The 17,437-nt window shown below is 60.9% G+C and carries 19 protein-coding genes; 10 read left to right on the forward strand and 9 right to left on the reverse strand.

The genetic code is table 11. The annotated features are described in order from the left end of the window. Positions 1-200: 200 nt before the first annotated feature. Positions 201-1,889 (reverse strand): AarF/UbiB family protein, encoded by a 1,689-nt coding sequence (locus tag M3436_07775; GenBank protein ID MDQ3564027.1) that lies wholly within the window; start codon positions 1,887-1,889, stop codon positions 201-203. A gap of 8 nt (positions 1,890-1,897) precedes the next feature. Then, the gene (locus tag M3436_07780) at positions 1,898-2,554 is read right to left on the reverse strand and encodes a hypothetical protein (GenBank protein MDQ3564028.1); all 657 of its coding nucleotides are present in this window, start codon (positions 2,552-2,554) and stop codon (positions 1,898-1,900) included. A 278-nt stretch (positions 2,555-2,832) separates the two neighbouring features. Between M3436_07780 and ilvD the strand changes: the two genes are divergently transcribed. The 5 genes from ilvD (at position 2,833) to M3436_07805 (ending at position 5,823) form a co-directional block, all read left to right on the forward strand. After that, on the forward strand, positions 2,833-4,512 hold the full coding sequence (gene ilvD, locus M3436_07785) for a dihydroxy-acid dehydratase (GenBank protein MDQ3564029.1): 1,680 nt from the start codon (positions 2,833-2,835) through the stop codon (positions 4,510-4,512). Positions 4,513-4,518: 6 nt separating this feature from the next. After that, positions 4,519-4,746 (forward strand): hypothetical protein, encoded by a 228-nt coding sequence (locus M3436_07790; protein MDQ3564030.1) that lies wholly within the window; start codon positions 4,519-4,521, stop codon positions 4,744-4,746. Positions 4,747-4,778: 32 nt separating this feature from the next. Beyond that, positions 4,779-5,045, forward strand: coding sequence for a hypothetical protein (locus M3436_07795; GenBank protein ID MDQ3564031.1), 267 nt, complete (start codon positions 4,779-4,781; stop codon positions 5,043-5,045). Further along, positions 5,023-5,445 carry a PIN domain-containing protein gene (locus M3436_07800; GenBank protein ID MDQ3564032.1) on the forward strand — a complete coding sequence of 141 codons (423 nt, stop codon included), beginning with the start codon at positions 5,023-5,025 and terminating at the stop codon, positions 5,443-5,445. The genes M3436_07795 and M3436_07800 overlap by 23 nt, the downstream gene beginning before the upstream one ends. A 90-nt stretch (positions 5,446-5,535) precedes the next feature. Continuing rightward, complete coding sequence (locus M3436_07805; protein ID MDQ3564033.1) at positions 5,536-5,823, forward strand: hypothetical protein; 288 nt, start codon at positions 5,536-5,538, stop codon at positions 5,821-5,823. 8 nt (positions 5,824-5,831) lie between these two features. Here the strand turns inward: M3436_07805 and M3436_07810 are convergent, their stop codons facing one another. From M3436_07810 to M3436_07830, 5 genes are all read right to left on the reverse strand, one after another. Continuing rightward, a complete protein-coding gene (locus M3436_07810; GenBank protein ID MDQ3564034.1) occupies positions 5,832-6,452 on the reverse strand; it encodes a lytic transglycosylase domain-containing protein in 621 nt (206 codons plus the stop codon). A 37-nt stretch (positions 6,453-6,489) separates the two neighbouring features. Next, the gene (locus tag M3436_07815) at positions 6,490-6,957 is read right to left on the reverse strand and encodes a phosphatidylglycerophosphatase A (GenBank protein ID MDQ3564035.1); all 468 of its coding nucleotides are present in this window, start codon (positions 6,955-6,957) and stop codon (positions 6,490-6,492) included. 85 nt (positions 6,958-7,042) lie between these two features. Continuing rightward, a complete protein-coding gene (locus M3436_07820) occupies positions 7,043-8,212 on the reverse strand; it encodes an FAD-dependent oxidoreductase (GenBank protein ID MDQ3564036.1) in 1,170 nt (389 codons plus the stop codon). Then, positions 8,209-8,946: a glycerophosphodiester phosphodiesterase gene (locus M3436_07825; protein MDQ3564037.1), complete on the reverse strand. Its 738-nt coding sequence runs from the start codon at positions 8,944-8,946 to the stop codon at positions 8,209-8,211. The genes M3436_07820 and M3436_07825 overlap by 4 nt, the downstream gene beginning before the upstream one ends. After that, the gene (locus M3436_07830) at positions 8,943-10,352 is read right to left on the reverse strand and encodes a c-type cytochrome (GenBank protein ID MDQ3564038.1); all 1,410 of its coding nucleotides are present in this window, start codon (positions 10,350-10,352) and stop codon (positions 8,943-8,945) included. The genes M3436_07825 and M3436_07830 overlap by 4 nt, the downstream gene beginning before the upstream one ends. A gap of 119 nt (positions 10,353-10,471) precedes the next feature. Here M3436_07830 and M3436_07835 point away from each other — a divergent pair, with 119 nt between their 5' ends. Beyond that, positions 10,472-11,071: a hypothetical protein gene (locus tag M3436_07835; GenBank protein ID MDQ3564039.1), complete on the forward strand. Its 600-nt coding sequence runs from the start codon at positions 10,472-10,474 to the stop codon at positions 11,069-11,071. Positions 11,072-11,992: 921 nt separating this feature from the next. On the opposite strand, the gene M3436_07840 is transcribed toward M3436_07835, so the two are convergent. Next, positions 11,993-13,690, reverse strand: a complete 1,698-nt coding sequence (locus tag M3436_07840) for an ATP-binding protein (protein MDQ3564040.1) — start codon at positions 13,688-13,690, stop codon at positions 11,993-11,995. Continuing rightward, positions 13,690-14,751: a cobalamin-independent methionine synthase II family protein gene (locus tag M3436_07845; GenBank protein MDQ3564041.1), complete on the reverse strand. Its 1,062-nt coding sequence runs from the start codon at positions 14,749-14,751 to the stop codon at positions 13,690-13,692. The genes M3436_07840 and M3436_07845 overlap by 1 nt, the downstream gene beginning before the upstream one ends. A gap of 525 nt (positions 14,752-15,276) precedes the next feature. Here M3436_07845 and M3436_07850 point away from each other — a divergent pair. Genes M3436_07850 through M3436_07865 form a run of 4 tightly spaced genes read left to right on the forward strand, consistent with a single transcriptional unit; the run spans position 15,277 to position 17,304 of the window. Continuing rightward, complete coding sequence (locus M3436_07850; GenBank protein MDQ3564042.1) at positions 15,277-15,603, forward strand: metalloregulator ArsR/SmtB family transcription factor; 327 nt, start codon at positions 15,277-15,279, stop codon at positions 15,601-15,603. A gap of 2 nt (positions 15,604-15,605) precedes the next feature. Continuing rightward, a complete protein-coding gene (locus M3436_07855; protein ID MDQ3564043.1) occupies positions 15,606-16,118 on the forward strand; it encodes a VOC family protein in 513 nt (170 codons plus the stop codon). Between the two features lie 5 nt (positions 16,119-16,123). After that, positions 16,124-16,627, forward strand: coding sequence for an arsenate reductase ArsC (locus tag M3436_07860; protein MDQ3564044.1), 504 nt, complete (start codon positions 16,124-16,126; stop codon positions 16,625-16,627). Then, the gene (locus M3436_07865; GenBank protein ID MDQ3564045.1) at positions 16,624-17,304 is read left to right on the forward strand and encodes an aquaporin family protein; all 681 of its coding nucleotides are present in this window, start codon (positions 16,624-16,626) and stop codon (positions 17,302-17,304) included. Before M3436_07860 ends, M3436_07865 begins: the two co-directional genes overlap by 4 nt. The last annotated feature ends 133 nt before the right edge of the window (positions 17,305-17,437 follow it).

Below are 17,437 nucleotides of genomic sequence, written 5' to 3' on the forward strand. Positions count from 1 at the left end.
CAGTTCTCCGTAATAACCATTACGAAGATCCGATCATCACCGCGAGCAGAAGTTCCGGAAGTTTTTCAACAAAATCGGCCGATAGCCGAAATTCAAACTGAGACACTACCTGTGATTGACGGCGGCGCTAATATCCCATTAGCCAACGTAGCCGTGCGCACGAACTACGATTTTTTGATAGCGGCTTGCCGCCAATGCGTTCAATCCCGATTCGCACGCCAGATCGAAACGATGATCCACACGCTGTTGCAGAACGCGATCACGTAGCCGAGAAGACCGAGCACGGTGAACAGCGGCATCCCGAACAGGGTCGGACCACGGGCGACGGTCATCACGATGGAAGAACCGACTACGAGCGAGGCAGTCATGATGCCGATGGTGATGCGATCGATGGTGTGATCGAGGCGCCGGCCGAAGCTGTCCAAGCGCTTGAGATCGAGGTCCAATCGCATCCTGCCCCGGCGTAGGTCCTTGAACAACCGGGCGAGGTCCCGCGGGACGGCGCTGCCCACGTTGAACATCTGTGCCAGACTGTTCTGCCCGCGCTTGATGAGCGCGGCCGGCCCATAGCGTTCGGCGACGGCCTGCTCGAGAAAGGGCCCGAGATGGTCAATGAGCCGGAACCCCGGATCGTACTGGCGCCCGAGTCCCTCCAGCGTGATGAGGGCCTTGAACATGAGGGTGAGATCCGCGGGCAGCACGATCGAATGCTCGCGCATGATGCTGCTCACCTGGCGCAGGAGCGTGGCAATGCGGACGTCCTTCAGCGGGGCATCCGCATAATCGAGCACGATCTCACCCATATCCGCGGCAAGCTTGGCCTCATCCACGTAGGCGTCGCCCGTCCAATCGAGGATCACCTCCGTGATGCCTTCCTCGTCGCGGCCTGCGATTCCGGAGAGGAGGTCGACGATTTGATTGCGGCGGAAATGCGTGAGCCGCCCGACCATGCCGAAGTCGATCATGACGATGCGGTTGCCCGGCAGGTAGAAGACGTTACCCGGGTGAGGGTCGGCATGGAAGAAGCCGTCAACCAGGATCATCCTGAGCAACGTATCCGCGCCGCGCGAGGCGAGCAGCTTGCGGTCGAGGCCCGCCGCTTCGATTGCGCGGAGATCATTGCCGGGAATGGCCTCGATATACTCCTGCACGTTCATCACCGGGCTGGTCCACTCCCAATACACGCGCGGCACTAGCACCTCGGGGTCCCCGGCGAAGTTCTTGGCGAATCGATCGATGTTGCGCGCCTCTACCGCCAGATCGAGCTCGCGTTCGAGGGAGCGGGAAAATTGGGCGAGGATCTGGGTCGGTTGGTAACGCCGCGCCTCCGGGATCTCCATTTCGAGCAGGGCGGCGATGTGAGTGAGGATGCGGATATCCGCCTCGACCGTCGCTTGGATCCCCGGGCGGCGGATCTTAAGCACCACCGGCGTGCCGTCCGGCAGGCGAGCCCGATGGACCTGGGCGATGGAGGCCGAGGCGTAGGCCGCGGTATCGAGATCAACGAACACTTCCTGAGGAAGCCTGCCAAGCGCCCTTTCCACCTCGGGCAGCAGTTCGCCGAAGGCCACCGGTGCGACCCTGCTCTGCAGTCTTTCGAACTCCGCGATCCACTTCGGCGGGAACAGGTCTTCCCGTGTCGAAAGCACTTGGCCAAGCTTGACGAAGGTCGGTCCAAGCTCTTCCAGAGCGACCCGTATGCGCTCTGGTGGCTCCAGGTGCGCCGATTCGGAGGCCTCTCCCCAGTGCAGGATCTGGCCGGTGCGTTCCAGCACTGTCCCGATCCCCACCCGGCGGACGAGGTCGCCGAGCCCGTGCCGGATCAGGACCGAGGTGATCTGGTGCAGGCGCGGAAGATCCCGCCCTACGCCGAAGGCCCCCCAGATCACCGGCAGACCTACTTGCTCGTACCGGGCCCCGACTGCTCGCGTAGCGCGTCGGCGATGCCGGCGAGGACACCGCTCGCGAGCAGCGTCATACGCGCGCCGTAGTCGCGCGCCGCATCGAACCCGGCGGAGGTGCCCTCGCGCGACACCGAGGTCAAGCGATTTGCGAACTCCGTCATAACCGCGGCGACGCGCGCGCTGGCCTCGACCCCGACCTGCTGCGCATGCACCGCAAGCTCCCGCAGCTCGCGCTGGATATTGCCACTCGCGGCTTCCGCCACGCGGTTGGCGGTCGCGACGTAGGCCCCCTGGAGCTGCTTGAGCCTGGCGAAGGTTTCTTTCAGGTCATTGTCGGTAAAACCGGTTCCCTTCGAGCCTAGTTGCCGGAGCGCGATATGCGCCGCTTCGGCGGCGCGCATGAGCGCCTCATCCAGACCCTGCACCGCCTCGGCCAACCCTCGCCTCACGTCGGCCGCCTGCGGTTCCATGCCGACGCTTGATCCGGGGGTCATGGCCTGAACCACCTCCTTCACCTCTTCGGGATCCAGGTGACCGCCTTTCAGGACCTGTGACGTGAGATCGCGCACCTTGTCCCGTATCTCCGCATCCGGCTCTGGCCCACCCGAGACCGGTGGAGCTTGCGCTGCCTGTGATTTTTTATCTACCATGATGCACCCCCTCGGTAACCGACAAGTCGCTTCAGCCCACGGACCAGTTTACGCCGCAGGGTGCTCGATGCAAGCCTGGGAAGCCCGGCGCCGTGGTCCCTTGGGCGTACCGGTATGATCGTGCGCGCAGCTACGTTCGATATTCACTAATACCCCCCGCATGCACTATCCGTAAGAAGATGTACGCGGTTCGTCCGCGCTCGCAGCGTGCCGTTGTGAATACACCGCCGGGCCGTGTAATATCCGGTGCACGATTGAGAACCGTTTCGGAGTTTCGCATGACCCATCCCGCTAACCGTTACAGCGCGCGGATCACCCAACCGAAATCCCAGGGCGCATCGCAAGCGATGCTCTACGGCGCCGGGCTCACCGAGGCGGACATGCACAAACCGCAAGTCGGAATCGCCAGCGTCTGGTACGAGGGCAATACCTGCAACATGCATCTCTTGCGGCTCGCGGACAAGATCAAGGAGGGGGTGGTCGCCGCGGGCTTGGTGGGAATGCGTTTCAACACCATCGGCGTGAGCGATGGGATCTCGATGGGCACGGAAGGCATGAGTTATTCGCTGCAATCGCGCGATCTCATCGCCGATTCGATCGAGACCGTGATGTGCGCCCAATGGTATGACGCCAATATTTCGATCCCGGGGTGCGATAAAAACATGCCCGGTTGCCTCATGGCCATGGGCCGCCTGAACCGGCCGGCGCTCATGATCTACGGGGGCACCATCCAGCCCGGACACCGTGGCGATAAAAAGCTCGACATCATCTCGGCGTTTCAGAGCTACGGCGAGTATCTCGCGGGCGCCATCGACGAGGCGACACGCAGCGACATCGTGAAAAAATCCTGTCCGGGTGCGGGCGCCTGCGGCGGCATGTACACCGCCAACACGATGGCGGTCGCGATCGAAGCGCTCGGGATGTCGTTGCCCTACAGCTCATCGACGCCGGCAGTCGATCCGGCGAAGCTCGACGAATGCCTGCGGGCGGGCGCGGCGATCCGCCATTTACTCGAGCAGGACATCAAACCGCGCGACATCATGACCCGCGAGGCGTTTCAAAACGCCATCGTCCTGGTCACGGTGCTGGGAGGCTCGACCAACGCCGTGCTGCACCTCATCGCCATGGCGCGCGCGGTCGGGGTCAAACTCGATCTCGAGGATTTTCAGGCGGTCAGCGATCGCACCCCCTACCTCGGCGATCTCAAACCGAGCGGCAGCTACGTCATGGAGGATCTGCATCAGGTCGGCGGAACACCGGCCGTGATGAGATACCTATTTGAAAACGGGCTGCTGCGGGGGGATTGTTTGACGGTGACCGGGAAGACCGTGGCCCAGAATCTAGCTACCGTCGCGGGGCTCGCGCCCGGCCAGGAGCTGGTGCGACCGCTCGCGCGGCCCATCAAGCCTAGCGGTCATATTCAAATCCTCAGAGGAAACCTCGCGCCCGGCGGGGCCGTAGCCAAGATCACGGGGAAGGAAGGCTTGCGGTTTTGCGGGCCGGCCCGGGTCTACGATTCCGAGGAAGCCATGCTCGCCGCGCTGGAAAAAAACCAGATCCGAAAAGGCGATGTCGTCGTGATCCGCTACGAGGGTCCGAAAGGCGGACCGGGAATGCCGGAGATGTTGACCCCGACCTCGGCGATCATGGGCTCCGGCCTCGGCGCGGACGTGGCCCTGATCACCGATGGGCGGTTTTCGGGCGGGTCCCACGGCTTCCTTGTCGGGCACGTGGTCCCCGAAGCTCAGGAAGGCGGACCGATCGCGCTCATTCACGATGGCGATCGGATCATTATCGATGCAAGCGAACGTTGTTTGAGCGTCCAGGTAGGGGATGAAGAACTCGCCCGCCGTAGAGTCCGATGGACACCCCCGCCCTACAAGGCGGTGCGCGGAACTCTCTACAAGTATATTAAAAACGTGAAATCGGCGGCTGAAGGCTGTGTGACGGACGAGTGAACGGTTGTGAATAAATCGCGCACCGCGATCGCGGCGTCGCGTGCTCGCTCCGCGGCCTCGAAAGCCAAGAACATCAGCGTCGCCGGAGGGTCGAGGCGGGCATTTTGGCGTCGAGTCGCGGCCTGCCGCCTCTACACGATCTGCGAGCGCAAAAAGCCCGCTGCCGAGGCGATCGCACGCCTAGCGCGGGACCAAAGCCACTCCGTCCCGACTCAGCATGAATTGCCGGTTTGACAGCAAAGCAGGAATGCCGCTAGGCTGCCTTCATGAAAGCCACAATTGAGATTCCCGACGACCTCTACCGCAGAGTCAAGGCCAAGTGTGCCTTGGAGGGACGGCCGATACGCGCGGTAGCCGTTGAGTTACTTCGAACCTGGGTGGGGGATCCTTTAGATCAAGCGGTCACCCAGCCGCCTTCATTGCACAATCGGATGCAGAACTACTGCGGCATGGTTGATTCGGGGGTGACGGACCTGGCCACCAATCCCGAATATTTGGCGGATTTCGGCCATGGCTCGACGGGTCATCGTTGACTCGGGGCCACTGGTCGCATTTTTAGACCGCCGAGAAACCCACCACGCCTGGATCGCCGGACAAGCAAAGACACTCCCCCTGCCCTGGCTGCTATGCGAAGCAGTCCTGGCCGAGTCCTGGCACCTGCTGCGCAGTCTGCCACGCGCTCAGGACGCGATGCTGGAGATGGTCGAGAGCGGGCTTCTGAAAGTGGAGTTCGCGCTCACTGGCGAGATCGGCCAGTTGCGAGTGCTGCGCGAAAAATACCGTGACATACCGATGTCCCTAGCCGACGCGTGTCTGGTGCGGATGGCGGAGACCTTCGACGATCACGCGGTATGCACCCTGGATTCGGACTTCGCCATCTACAGAAAGCACAGGCGCGAACCGATCCTGCTCATCACTCCATCCGCAGTGTGATCGGCGCGCCATGATCAACCGTGATCGTAGCAGCGTACGGTGGCTGGGATGGACATTGACCTGGAAGTATAAGGATGCCTAAATGCTTTTATGAGAACCACGATCGACCTACCCGATGATCTGCTGCGCCAAGCGAAGGCACGGGCCGCGCTCGATGGCCTGAAGCTCAAGGATCTCATCGCGCGTTATGTGGCACGGGGGCTAGCCGGGGCCGAGCGGCCGCCCGCAGGCGATACCCGGACAGAGCGCCAACGCAGCCCGTTGCCCGTGATCCCTAGGGCAAGCACCGGCAAACCCATCCCCGCCTTGAGTAACGCCGAGCTGGCGCAGATCGAGCTGGAAGAAGACCTCGCCAAGCTCGATCTGCTGGACCCGTGACGATCCGATCACCCGCTCATCGCAAGCTGGTATTGCTTATAGTATTGCAGCACGCGCCGCACGTAGGTCTGGGTCTCTGGATAAGGCGGGATCTTGCGGCCATAGCGGATCACGGCGTTTTCACCGGCGTTATAGGCCGCGAGCGCGAGCACCAGGTTATTCTTGAACATGCCCATGAGATCGCGCAGGTAACGCGACCCGCCGCTCAAATTCGCGATGGGGTCCTTACGGTTGATGACGCCGTAGCGTAGCGCCGTACCGGGCATAAGCTGCATGAGCCCCACCGCGCCGGCGCGCGAGATCGCTATTGGGTTGTAAGCCGATTCGGCCTTGATCACGGCATGCAACAAAGCGTGAGGGAGCTTGTACCGGAGGGCCGCCTGGGCGATGGCGGGGGCATAGAGTCTACGATTCTTCCCGCTATCGGTATATCCCTTGCCCAAGGGCAGCGTCCATCCCTTCCAGGTCCGGACAATGCGTTTATAGCCGGAATGGCTTGGCCGGTCGGTGAGGTAGACGCGGCCGTATTTATCGACGTATTTGTAGATATCGGCGTGCGCTTGGGGTGCGAAAAACAGCACCACCATAATCGCAAGACAAGAAACCGGGCTGAGATGGTTTTGCGCCATAGGATCTAGTTCTCATATTAAGGCAGATGCGGGCGTCCTAGTGCGTCAAATATCCGGTCACCTGCATCATTAAAAAGGCGTAAAGCCCCGCGGCGGCATCATCAAGCATGATCCCCACTCCCCCCGAAACGCGCGCATCGATGGTTCGAATCGGCCAGGGCTTGAAAATATCAAAGGCTCTAAAAAGCACGAACCCAAGCAGCATCCAAGTCCAACCGTCCGGCGCCGCCGTCATGGCCACCAGGTAACCGACCACTTCGTCCCAAACAATCGCGGGATGGTCGTGCGACCCCAGGGCCTCGGCCGCCCGGTGGCATACGAGCACACCGACACCGAACAGAACCACCGTCACCATTAAATACCACAGCACCGGGACGGCTTGCAACGCCAGGTACACCAGAACCCCAAAAACCGTTCCGGCTGTACCCGGTGCAATGGGGGCACATCCTGTGCCAAACCCCAATGCTAGAAGATGTGCAGGATGGCGTAAAAAACCCGCCGGGATCGGGCGGGCAGCGGATGCGTGGTTTTTTTTCACGCTCCGGGTTATACCTTATCGCGCGCATAGCGCGCCACAAGCCGCCGCGAAGCTAATCGATCGCTGAAGCGGTTAAATCGATCTGGTCGGTACGAACACGTTGCGCGCGGGGCGGTAAACTCGGTCCGAGGATCCTAAGCACCTTCGCCGCCGTGGCGCGGTAGGCGGTGAGCTTGCCGCCGTAGATCGCCACCAGGTGCGGCCGGGCCGGGTCGTCGCAATGCAGGACGGTTTCCCGCGATCGGTCCTGCGGTGAAGCCTCCTGCTTGGGCAGGACGCGCAACCCCGCCATCGCTTCCATGCGTTTCCCGGGATAACGGGGAAAATAATGGCGCAGCGTCTCCTCGAGGTACTCAATCTCTTGGGGAAGCGGCCGGACCGATTCCGGATCGCTTCGAAACATGGTCTCGGTCGTACCGACCAGCGCCGCGCCGCGCCAAGGCATCACGAATACGGGACGCCGGTCGCGCGGTGACTCGACATAGAACACCCGATCGGTCAACGGCCGGTCAAGGTGGATGTGGGTCCCCTGCACTAGATCGATCGCCAGCGAGGGCGCCTGCGCCCGTTCCTGGATCTCATTGACCCAGGGCCCGCCGGCGTTGATCAAAACCGTCGCCACGCAGGTGCGCACTTGCCCTTGTGTACGATAGCGAATTCGATAGGCATCGCCTTCGCGCACAGCGCCCTCGAACAGCGTCGGATAAAGCACCTCGGCGCCGTAAGCCCTGGCGGAACTCAAGACCGCGCGTGTCAAGGCGGTATCGTCGGTTTGCGCATCCCAATACTCGAAGACCGCGCGCAGCCCGTCGGTCATCAACCCGTCGAGCGCATTCCATGCATTGCGCCCGAGCGCCCGAAATCGAGTACCGCGCTTGCCGCCTCCGAGGAGGGCGTAGGCCGACAAGCCCAAGCGGACTTTCCACGGCGGACGCGCCGAGTTCTGATACACCGGGATCAGGAAAGGAACGCGGCGGACAAGACCCGGCGCGATGCGCAGCAGGATCTCACGCTCCCGCAGCGATTCGCGCACCAGATTGATCTGACCGCTCTCGAGATAGCGGAGCCCGCCATGGATCAACTTGCTCGATCGGGACGAGGTTCCCGCCCCCGGCGCGCTCTTTTCGATCACCAAGGTGCGGTAGCCGGCCGCGGCCTGGGCCACACCGGCCCCGTGAATTCCTGCGCCCACGATCGCCATATCGTAACGGTCTTCGGTCATGGCCGCGGATCGCGAACGTGACAAAGCTCTCCGAGCAATTCCCCCACCGCAAAGGTCTCGATGAGCTCCACACCGCGTTCCCAGAGCGCCAGCGCCACGGCGGCATGACGGACCTCGAACACCACCAGCTTCGCGCCTTCACACCGAAGCTCGCCCGTGGGCGGTAACCCATCAAGATCGCAAAAAACATAATGCGGATTCAACAAGCGTACGCTGTCGAGATCCTCCCAACGGTCGATCACCGCACCGATGGCGTAACCCTGCACATAGCGAAGAAATTCCCCCGAATACGAAATCAAAACAACCTGGCGCGCGTAACGGGAAAGCACCGCATCGACACGCTCGAATACGAGGTCTACGCCGAACTGCTCAATGGACTCGATCTTGATTTCGATGAAACCCACGACGTCCGGGTTGGATTTCAGAATGCAGCCAATACCCTCCAGCGAGGCCATGGGTTCGCCCCGGAAGCGCTCGCCGAAGCGCCCGGGTTCATAGGCCGACAACGGAGCTAACCCGGCGACTTTGACTTCATGGATCCTGCCGGGCACACCGCAGACGCGATCCAAGGTCTGGTCATGAAACAGGATCGGTACGCGGTCCGCCGTGAGTTGGACATCGCATTCGAAATACTTAGCGCCGGCCGCGATCGCGGCCCGAATGGCAGCGCCGGTATTTTCCGGATAATGGAGCGCATACCCGCGATGCGCTACGAGATCCGGTGTCGGTCTCACAGTGTTTTCAAGTACTCGAGGACCGCCCGCCGCCCGCCCTCGTTCAAATGATCGCCAAAGGTATGTCCGCTATTGGTAGCGCCGGGCAGCGTGGTGTCATAAACCCATTTCCTAGAGTTGGGATCCGTTCCTTTCTTGCCTTCCGCAAGCTCGGTATATCTCCAGCCCAGCGTTTCTTGATCATAGTCCTTGGAATCGAACGACCGGCGCCAATACCTGGGCCGTTTCCCGCTGTTCAACAAGGCATCGATCGTCGGCACCGAGCCATTGTGCAGGTAAGGCGCCGTGGCCCAGACGCCATCCAAGGGTGGCGCGATATAACCGCGGGCCGGGGCGAGGCGCGCGGACTCGCTGTAAAACGACTCACCGAGCCAGCGCAGAAACCGGTCTTCGCTCCCGTCGGTGGCGGCCAGGGCGATGGCCGGATCGGTACCGATCCGTGCCAGATCGATGACCAGATTCGGGTAGGTCCAGTTCTCTCCGTAGGTCCCATGGCATTGGGCGCAGTTGGCTTCGAACAGCGTGTGGCCGCTCGCCGCGAGCGCTTGATCGGTTGCAAACGGATAAGCGGGCGGCTCCAAGGACTCGATAAAGGCGCGTATATCGGGCGCGTAGGCATCGATGGCCCGCGCCTCCTCGACGCTATCCGTGCACAAGGTCGAGGCCAGAATCATGAGGCGCGCGTGATCGCCGCGGCCGACAGTCGTATGGAACATCGCATGTTTTTTCTTCATGTGCCACCAGGGCGGCACGGTGGCGGGTAACGGACGGGCGGACGGGGGTGCTATGAGCGCTGCCGGCGACCAGGCGAGCGTCTTCGGATCGCGGTGCGCGAAGAGCGCCCAGGTGATGTTGATCGCCGGGTTTAAACCCACCGTGTCAGTGGTGCTGTAGGGGCCGATGGCCTCGAGCCGGTCCGCCCATTTACGCCATTCACGCGCCGCTTTCTCGTCTTGGACGTAGGCGCCCAGTCCCTCGATGTAGGGCACACGGTCCTCGGTAAAATCCAGCGCTTCGTTGCCGAGTCCGACGATGAGCCGCCCATCGAAAAATCCCGCATGGCAGGTCAGGCAATTCGACACCACCAGCTCGACCCCGTCCTTAGTCGTATGCGCCGTGAAATTGTAAGGCAACTCCGCGTTGCGCCCCTCCCGGCCCGGTAAGCGATGCGACTGCGGGGGCGGGTCGGCGCTCTCCCGGTATGCCGCGTAGGGAATGCCGCAGCTCACATAGGGCTCGGCGACGAGGGCCCGATAGCCGCGTTCGGGATCGCCGGGCCGTTGCGGCTCGGCCGGCACCGGACCGACCGGAGAACGGGGCGCGGCGATGCCGGCCCGCTCACCCGCCTCGCAACCGGCCAGGAGCCAAGCCCCGAAGATAAAAGCTGATAGTAACGCTCGGCGCATGATTGGAACCGGACAATCCATAATGGCTCGGCAGCAGAATCGCGGGCGTCCCCTCATCCTAACCCTCCCGGAAGTGAAGAGAGCGCGAAGGGCGAGCCGAACCAGCGCTGCTCGCTGGTATGAACGGCCGATATTATCATTTTTTTATTCGTTTCAGTCTGCGCCTCAACGCCATGGGCCGGAACCGCAAGGCGGGCGGAAGCAGCCAAATCCTGTCGGGCGCGACCGCCGCTGTCATCGGCGCGAGGGAATCGGTCGACAAGAACGCGTTCTTCGATCAGACGATGCCGGCCTTGATGACGAAGATGATCGCCCAGCGCAGGTCGGTCCTGGTCGGTATCCGGGACGGGCTCCTCAACAAGACCGACGCGCAGTATCCGCTCGCGCAGGGACTCGCCGATCTCGAGGAGTACTACCACGCTGGCACCATCCCCGGGGCGATCACCGGAGTCGTCCAGAGCGCCGGCGCCGAAGCGGCGGAGGCCGACAAACAACTGCTGGAAACGGTGGAGTTCAAGCTCGACGACCCTGCCGAGGCTATCAAGCGGGTGATATTCCCGGATCCGAACAGTCAGGATCTCCATCCCGCCGGAGAGAATCGTATGAGGGCGTGCTGGCCCGAGGCAGGAGTGCCGCCGGACACAACGGTCTTCGATTTCGGGTTCCAACCGGCATTCGCACCGGAACGAAAACAGGTGGCTGCCTGCATGGAGCTGTGAGTTGGAGGCGGCAGCGAGGACGGCAGGGTCCGTCTTCTCGGTGGGAATAGGGTCGGCATTGCGAGCTTCGAGGCGTCCCGCGTGATCGCCAGGCGCAGACCGGCCGCACCTCGCCAAGACTCCTGAGGCTTCGCAGGAGGATCAAATGCCACGGGAGGGTAGTTTATCCGTGGTCCCTGTTGCTAAGAAGCGGCCGGGTCGCGGTAGATTCATCGGTGCCGCTCCCGGCCGCCCGTTTTCCTTTTTTTATTAGCTATGAATAACCCTTTTCGGAATTACGCTTACGGATTTCAATCGCCGCTTCTGCCCCAGCGGTAGAGAGCTAATCCTATAAGCACAACTAGTACAGGAATAATCATTCCAACTTCACCCATAAGCCTCCTCCTAATAATTAAAGTAACCTACTTTTATTATGTCCCGTCTTTTGATTACAAAAGACGTATATTAAATATAGCCTATTTCCCGAACCCAGCAAAGCCACAATCAGAGGCATGGAATGTACTGATCCGCGCACCCACCTGCTCGCCCAGGGGATTTGCGCGGTCGATGTCGCCGCCCGCTACGGTGTCGCGCTCTCCACGGTCCATCTGTGGCGCGACAAAGAGGAGCCGCGCTAATCTCAGCATTGGCGTAGCCGGTGACCACTGGAAGTCCGTATGGGCGGTAAGGAAACATCACCAAAGCCGCTTTTCTGGCGGCCGGGATATAAATGCAGCCCGCGCAACCTTAAGGTGAAGGCTTGTCTGTCCAGCGTTTCCGCTTTATGTGCCCGTATTGCAAGCATATGTGTGAACTCCACCCGGTTTGTAAGGAGAGAAATGCCGATGGCCGTTAGGAAAGACCGCACGTATATATCCGGCTTTTTGATGAGCATGGTGCCGGCTCTGACCATGTGGCACACGCCGTCTCAATCTTTATTGGTTAGCTCGCATCCCCCACGGGTGGCGCACTCGCTCCCGTCTCGGCCAGCAGCTTCGTGAGGGCGGTGGGATCCACCGGCTTGACAATGTGGCCGTCGAACCCGGCCTCTCTGGATTTTCGCCGGTCTTCCTCCTGACCCCATCCGGTGAGCGCTACCAGCACCATGTCCTTGCCCCACGGCTGTTCACGGATCCGGCGGCACGCTTCGTAGCCGTTTAACTTCGGCAGGCCGATGTCGAGCAGGATTACATCGGGCCTGAACGCCGCCGCCGCTTCCACCGCCTCAAAGCCGTCGTAGGCGGTGTGCGTCTCGTTGCCCATCAGTTTCAATAGCATGGCAAGCGACTCTGCCGAGTCCCGGTTATCATCGACAACCAGGATGCGGCGCGTCGTCGTCGGCGTCGCCTCGCTGACGGTCGGCTCCGGCGGCGGTTTGGCCGTTTCAACCAAGATGGGCAGACGCACCACGAACTCACTCCCCTGACCGAGACCGGCGCTGTGGACTTCCACCATGCCGGCGTGCATCTCCGCCAGGTTTTTCACCACCGTCAGGCCGATGCCCAACCCGCCTACCGAACGCTCCAGCGAGGTGTCGACCTGCGTGAACATGTCGAAGATACGAGCAAGCTGATCGGCGGCGATGCCGATGCCGTTGTCCCGCACCCGGATAACGGCCTGCTCCCCCTCTCGCTCAACGGTCAGCCAAATGCGGCCGCCCTTATTGGTGAACTTGCAGGCGTTGTTTAGTAGATTGCCCACCACCTGAGCGAGCCGGGTCGGGTCGGCGTTCAGGTGCACCGGCTGCGGCGCCAAGGCGACTGTAAGTTCATGCTCCATGCACTCAACCAGCGAGCGGGCGGCTTCGACGGCTTGATTCACGACCGACGCAAGTTCGACCTGCTCCTTGCAGAGTTCGATTTTGCCCCGGCTGATGCGGCTCACGTCGAGCAGGTCGTCCACCAGCCGGACCATCTGGCCTATCTGGCGCTCCAGCATCTCGGACGTCGATTTGACGGCTGCAGCATCGCCGCCCCTCAGCCGTAGGACTTGCACGGCATTGCGGATGGGGGCCAGGGGGTTGCGCAGTTCGTGGGCGAGCAGCGCCAGGAACTCGTTCTTGCGGCGGTCGGCCTCGGACAATGCGGCGGCTAATTTCCGCAACTCATTCGCCGTCTGCTTTTGCTCGTGAATGTCGGTGTTCGAGCCGACCCACATCAGGACTTTGCCCTCAGCATCCTTCAACGCCATCGCCCGGCTGATATGCCAGCGATACTCGCCATCGGCACGCCGGAAGCGATGCTCGAACGAGAAGATTTCGCCGCTGTCGATGGACTGCTGCCAGACACGGACATTCTCGGCCACATCGTCGGGGTGGATGAACTGCGTCCAGCCCCAATCCCGGATTTGCTCGAACGATAGGCCGGTGAACTCGGTCCACTGCGGGTTGAAATAGGTCACGTCGCCGTCGGCCTTGGCGGTAAAGATTTTCTGCGGCATCGAGTCCATGATGAACCGCAGCCGCCGCTCGCTCTCGCGCATCATGGCAAGAGAGTGGGCAAGCTCTTGCGTCTTCAGCTCCAACGCTTCCTTCGCCCGGACGAGTTCCTCCTCGGCACGCTGTCGTGCCTGGAGAATGCTCTTGGCATTCTGCAGGGCCACGGAGCGCAGCAGCATTTCCTCGTCGTCGTTCCGCTCCATCAGCCACTTCCGATAATGTCCGCCGCGAGCGCGGTGCCGAGCACGCGCGCCCGGATCTTTGCAAACGCTGCGTCACGACTGGTCGAAGTATCATCACAGAAGGGTGAGAAGCCGCAGTCGTCCGTTGTGCCCAATTGCTCGACCGGAATGTCCTTGACCGCTTCGAGGATTCGGTCCCGAATTTCCTCCGGCGTCTCAACGCGCGGGTCGATGGGCGCGACGACGCCGATAAAAATCCGCTGATCCGCGTTCATGTACTTGCGGATGATCTTCAAGGCGCGGACACGATCCTGTTCGCCCGCGAGTGCGATGTAGAAGTTGCCGACCTTCAGCTCGAACAGACTGGGCAACAGCTCGGAGTAGTCGACGTCTGCACTGTGGGTCGAATCGCGGTCGCCGCCGGGACACGTGTGCACACCGATGCGTTGGCGGTCCTCAGCGGAGAATCGCGACAGGGCGAGATTATTCAACTCGATGAAGCTGTGGAGAAGATCCCCGGATGGATCGATCTTGACCGCCAGTCGCCCTTCCGTGAAATCGATCTGAACCTTGTGCGCGCCCTTTCGCAGACAGCTGCGAATCTCGGTCTCATGTTCATTCAGCAGGTCCTGGATGAACTCCTCGCGGGAGTAGCCAGCGATCTCGTGGGCCGGATACATTAGGCTCAAAGCCGAGGGCGAGATGACCGCCTGCTTCACCGGCACGTGGGCGTAGCGCAGGGCCACGTCCAGGTAACTGTCCGCGCGCCTCTTGTAACCGAAAGGGCCGCCCGTCAGCCGCAGCATCCGGCGCGTGTGACCGGCCGCGAACGGGATCTTGAAGCCGTCCGGCGCCGTGTTCGGCAGTCCGTGCACGCAGTACGTCCAGAAATTGTGATACTTCCTCTGCTCGCCGTCGGTGATCACCGGCGAGCCAGTGGCCTCGAACCGCTCGATAGTGTCGCGGATCGCCTCTTCATAGAGCGGATCCAAGGCTGGGTCCGTGCCGTCTCGTGTGGCGACCGCCTCGATCAGCGCAAGAGGTCTTGGGATACTGCCGATTGGCTCAGTTGGGATTGTCATACGCATACTCGCTTTTGTTTTGCCGGTGCCGCGGCATTCTCAGCCCCAAAGACGGAAGCCTCATACTACCCGGTCTCCGACAAAAGCAGAACTGCTTGGCTGGCTGCGAACGCCTGCATGGGAACACAACCTTTCGAGTCCTCCACTTTAAACCGGTCGGTCGTTGCAAGGCGTTCGTACATTCATCAGCACGCGGTATCGTATAGTCTGTCACGAACGAGGCGTTGGTAGTCCAGCTCATAGCGTTTCGCGTAGCTTTGCCTCTGAAATGCTTCATCCACTTGGTACGGCTTGAGCAGAATAGGTTTCGTTGGACGGATGGACGCTTCTCTCTCCTCCAGCATGAAGAGATACCCAAGCCATGGTTTCTGCGACGGCTTGAAGATTCCCTCACGGTATGCCGCCCAAAAATCCGTGGCGTTTCCGAGCGCCTCCTCAACTTGGCTTCCGACCCATAGCGGCCATTCCAGAATAGGTAACTAGAAGCGAGTTGCTTTTTTCTAATATTTCGATAATCATAGAAATATGAAATCACCAACAGTCGTTGTCCGACTTGCCGCTCTAGCCCAGGAATCCCGCCTCGCGATCTACCGCGCACTGGTGCAGGCCGGCACGGAGGGGCTTTGCGTGGGAGACATCGGTGCTAAGCTGAAAGTCGCACCAGCGACGCTCTCGTTCCATTTGAAGGAGTTGGCTCATGCCGGGCTAATCAGGTCGCGCCAAGAGAGCCGCTTCATCTACTACGCAGCGGACTTCAAGGCGATGAACGACCTTCTGTCGTATCTCACAGAAAACTGCTGCGGCGGACAATCCTGTGAAGTCGAATCCGCCGTCTGTGCTACGGAGCAATAGTCATGAAACGTTTTCACGTCCACGTATCCGTCCGTGACGTCAGTGAAAGCGTCGGGTTCTACTCGAAGCTTTTCGGGACGCCCCCGACCCTCCAGAAGTACGACTACGCGAAATGGATGATCGAGGATCCGCGGATCAACTTTGCGATTTCAGAACGGGGCCACAACGTCGGAGTGAATCATCTGGGATTCCAGGTGGACTCAGCGGACGAACTGGTCAGCCTGCACGAGCAAGCGGCGAATGCCGGCATCTCTACCGTTCTTGAAGCCAAAGCGGCCTGCTGCTACGCCAAGTCCGACAAGTACTGGATACAGGACCCGCAGGGAATCGCTTGGGAGACGTTCCACACGCTTGGCGGCATCCCTGTTTATGGCCATGACAATGGGGCTATCGCGCTACCAAGCGAAGGCGCCTGCTGCGTTCCACTCGCCACACAGCCGAAGGACGAAATTACTGCCGCTTGCTGTGTCCCGAATGCAAAGGCGCCGGACAGCACAGCAGCCTGCTGCGGATGAACACCGTGAAGAACCAACCGTACAACGTGTTGTTCATTTGTTCAGGCAATTCGGCACGCAGCGTGATGGCGGAAGCCCTCTTGAGCAACTTGGGGACAGGACGGTTTCGAGCCTATAGCGCGGGCAGCTTTCCCGCAGGGCGGATAAATCCATTCGCGCTTGATCTGCTGTCCAGCAAAGGCTTCCCCACAAGTGGGCTGCGCAGCAAGAGCTGGGACGAATTCGCTGCCAAGGATGCCCCGCAGATGGATTTCATTTTCACCGTCTGCGACAACGCGGCAGGCGAAACCTGCCCGATCTGGCCCGGCCACCCAGCAACTGCGCATTGGGGATTCGAGGATCCGGCCGCCCATCCAGGGCCAGATGTCGAGAAACGGCGCATGTTCGAGAAGATTTTTCTGGAGATTACCGCCCGCATCCGCCTGTTACTGGCGTTGCCACTGGAAACGCTCGATCGCATGTCTCTCTTGAATGAACTGCGCGCTATAGGCAGTGCAAAGCGGGCATGACGCCTTGGCGGAAGCTTGCAGCAGAGAGTATTGGCACTGCGTTTCTGTTGGCAATGGTAGTTGGGTCGGGGATCATGGGAGAGCACCTCGCCGGCGGTAACGAGGCCATCACACTCCTCGCCAATTCCCTGGCTACTGGCGCCGGATTGCTGGCCATCCTTCTTACGCTTGGGCCCATTTCGGGCGCCCATTTGAACCCCGCTGTGAGCTTCACGTTGGCTGTCCGCGGTGATCTCTCTTGGCGAGATCTACCCGGCTACGCGGTTGCTCAGGTAGCCGGAGCAATCGCGGGGGTTTGGGCCACGCATGCAATGTTCGGATTGCCCGTCTTCGATGTTGCTACAAAGCTTCGCCCCGGCGGGCACCTGATCTGGAGCGAGTTTGTGGCGACCATCGGACTGCTTGGCACTGTGTTGCTTTGTTCGCGCTTCCGCAATGAATCCACGCCCCATGCGGTGGCCGCCTACATCACCGCCGCGTACTGGTTTACTGCTTCGACCTCATTCGCGAATCCAGCAGTCACGTTGGGCCGCTCAATCACAAACACTTTTACAGGCATCGCGCCAATGTATGTTGTCGGTTTTATTGCTGCGCAGTTGGCGGCGGCGCTTGTCGCGAGTTGGTTTGTGCGTGGCACTGTTAACGGCACGCGCTCGGAGATACGATCAAATGGCTGAGCTACAGTTGGGGCAGACGATTTTCTTCAGCCTTGTAATTCTCGGATTGATTGCGATGTGTGTATGGGTCGCGATACCGACACAAAGCTTAGCAAGACGAGCTTAACTGCCCGCTTTTGGCCGCAAAGCGACC

Source organism: Pseudomonadota bacterium, assembly GCA_030859565.1.
Lineage (GTDB): Bacteria > Pseudomonadota > Gammaproteobacteria > JACCXJ01 > JACCXJ01 > USCg-Taylor.

Coding starts and splice junctions, on each gene's coding strand:
- M3436_07780 (MDQ3564028.1), bottom strand. CDS start 2,554: ATGGTAGATAAAAAATCACAGGCAGCGCAAGCTCCACCGGTCTCGGGT.
- ilvD (MDQ3564029.1), top strand. CDS start 2,833: ATGACCCATCCCGCTAACCGTTACAGCGCGCGGATCACCCAACCGAAA.
- M3436_07795 (MDQ3564031.1), top strand. CDS start 4,779: ATGAAAGCCACAATTGAGATTCCCGACGACCTCTACCGCAGAGTCAAG.
- M3436_07800 (MDQ3564032.1), top strand. CDS start 5,023: ATGGCTCGACGGGTCATCGTTGACTCGGGGCCACTGGTCGCATTTTTA.
- M3436_07805 (MDQ3564033.1), top strand. CDS start 5,536: ATGAGAACCACGATCGACCTACCCGATGATCTGCTGCGCCAAGCGAAG.
- M3436_07810 (MDQ3564034.1), bottom strand. CDS start 6,452: ATGGCGCAAAACCATCTCAGCCCGGTTTCTTGTCTTGCGATTATGGTG.
- M3436_07820 (MDQ3564036.1), bottom strand. CDS start 8,212: ATGACCGAAGACCGTTACGATATGGCGATCGTGGGCGCAGGAATTCAC.
- M3436_07830 (MDQ3564038.1), bottom strand. CDS start 10,352: ATGCGCCGAGCGTTACTATCAGCTTTTATCTTCGGGGCTTGGCTCCTG.
- M3436_07835 (MDQ3564039.1), top strand. CDS start 10,472: ATGAACGGCCGATATTATCATTTTTTTATTCGTTTCAGTCTGCGCCTC.
- M3436_07840 (MDQ3564040.1), bottom strand. CDS start 13,690: ATGGAGCGGAACGACGACGAGGAAATGCTGCTGCGCTCCGTGGCCCTG.
- M3436_07845 (MDQ3564041.1), bottom strand. CDS start 14,751: ATGACAATCCCAACTGAGCCAATCGGCAGTATCCCAAGACCTCTTGCG.
- M3436_07850 (MDQ3564042.1), top strand. CDS start 15,277: ATGAAATCACCAACAGTCGTTGTCCGACTTGCCGCTCTAGCCCAGGAA.
- M3436_07855 (MDQ3564043.1), top strand. CDS start 15,606: ATGAAACGTTTTCACGTCCACGTATCCGTCCGTGACGTCAGTGAAAGC.
- M3436_07865 (MDQ3564045.1), top strand. CDS start 16,624: ATGACGCCTTGGCGGAAGCTTGCAGCAGAGAGTATTGGCACTGCGTTT.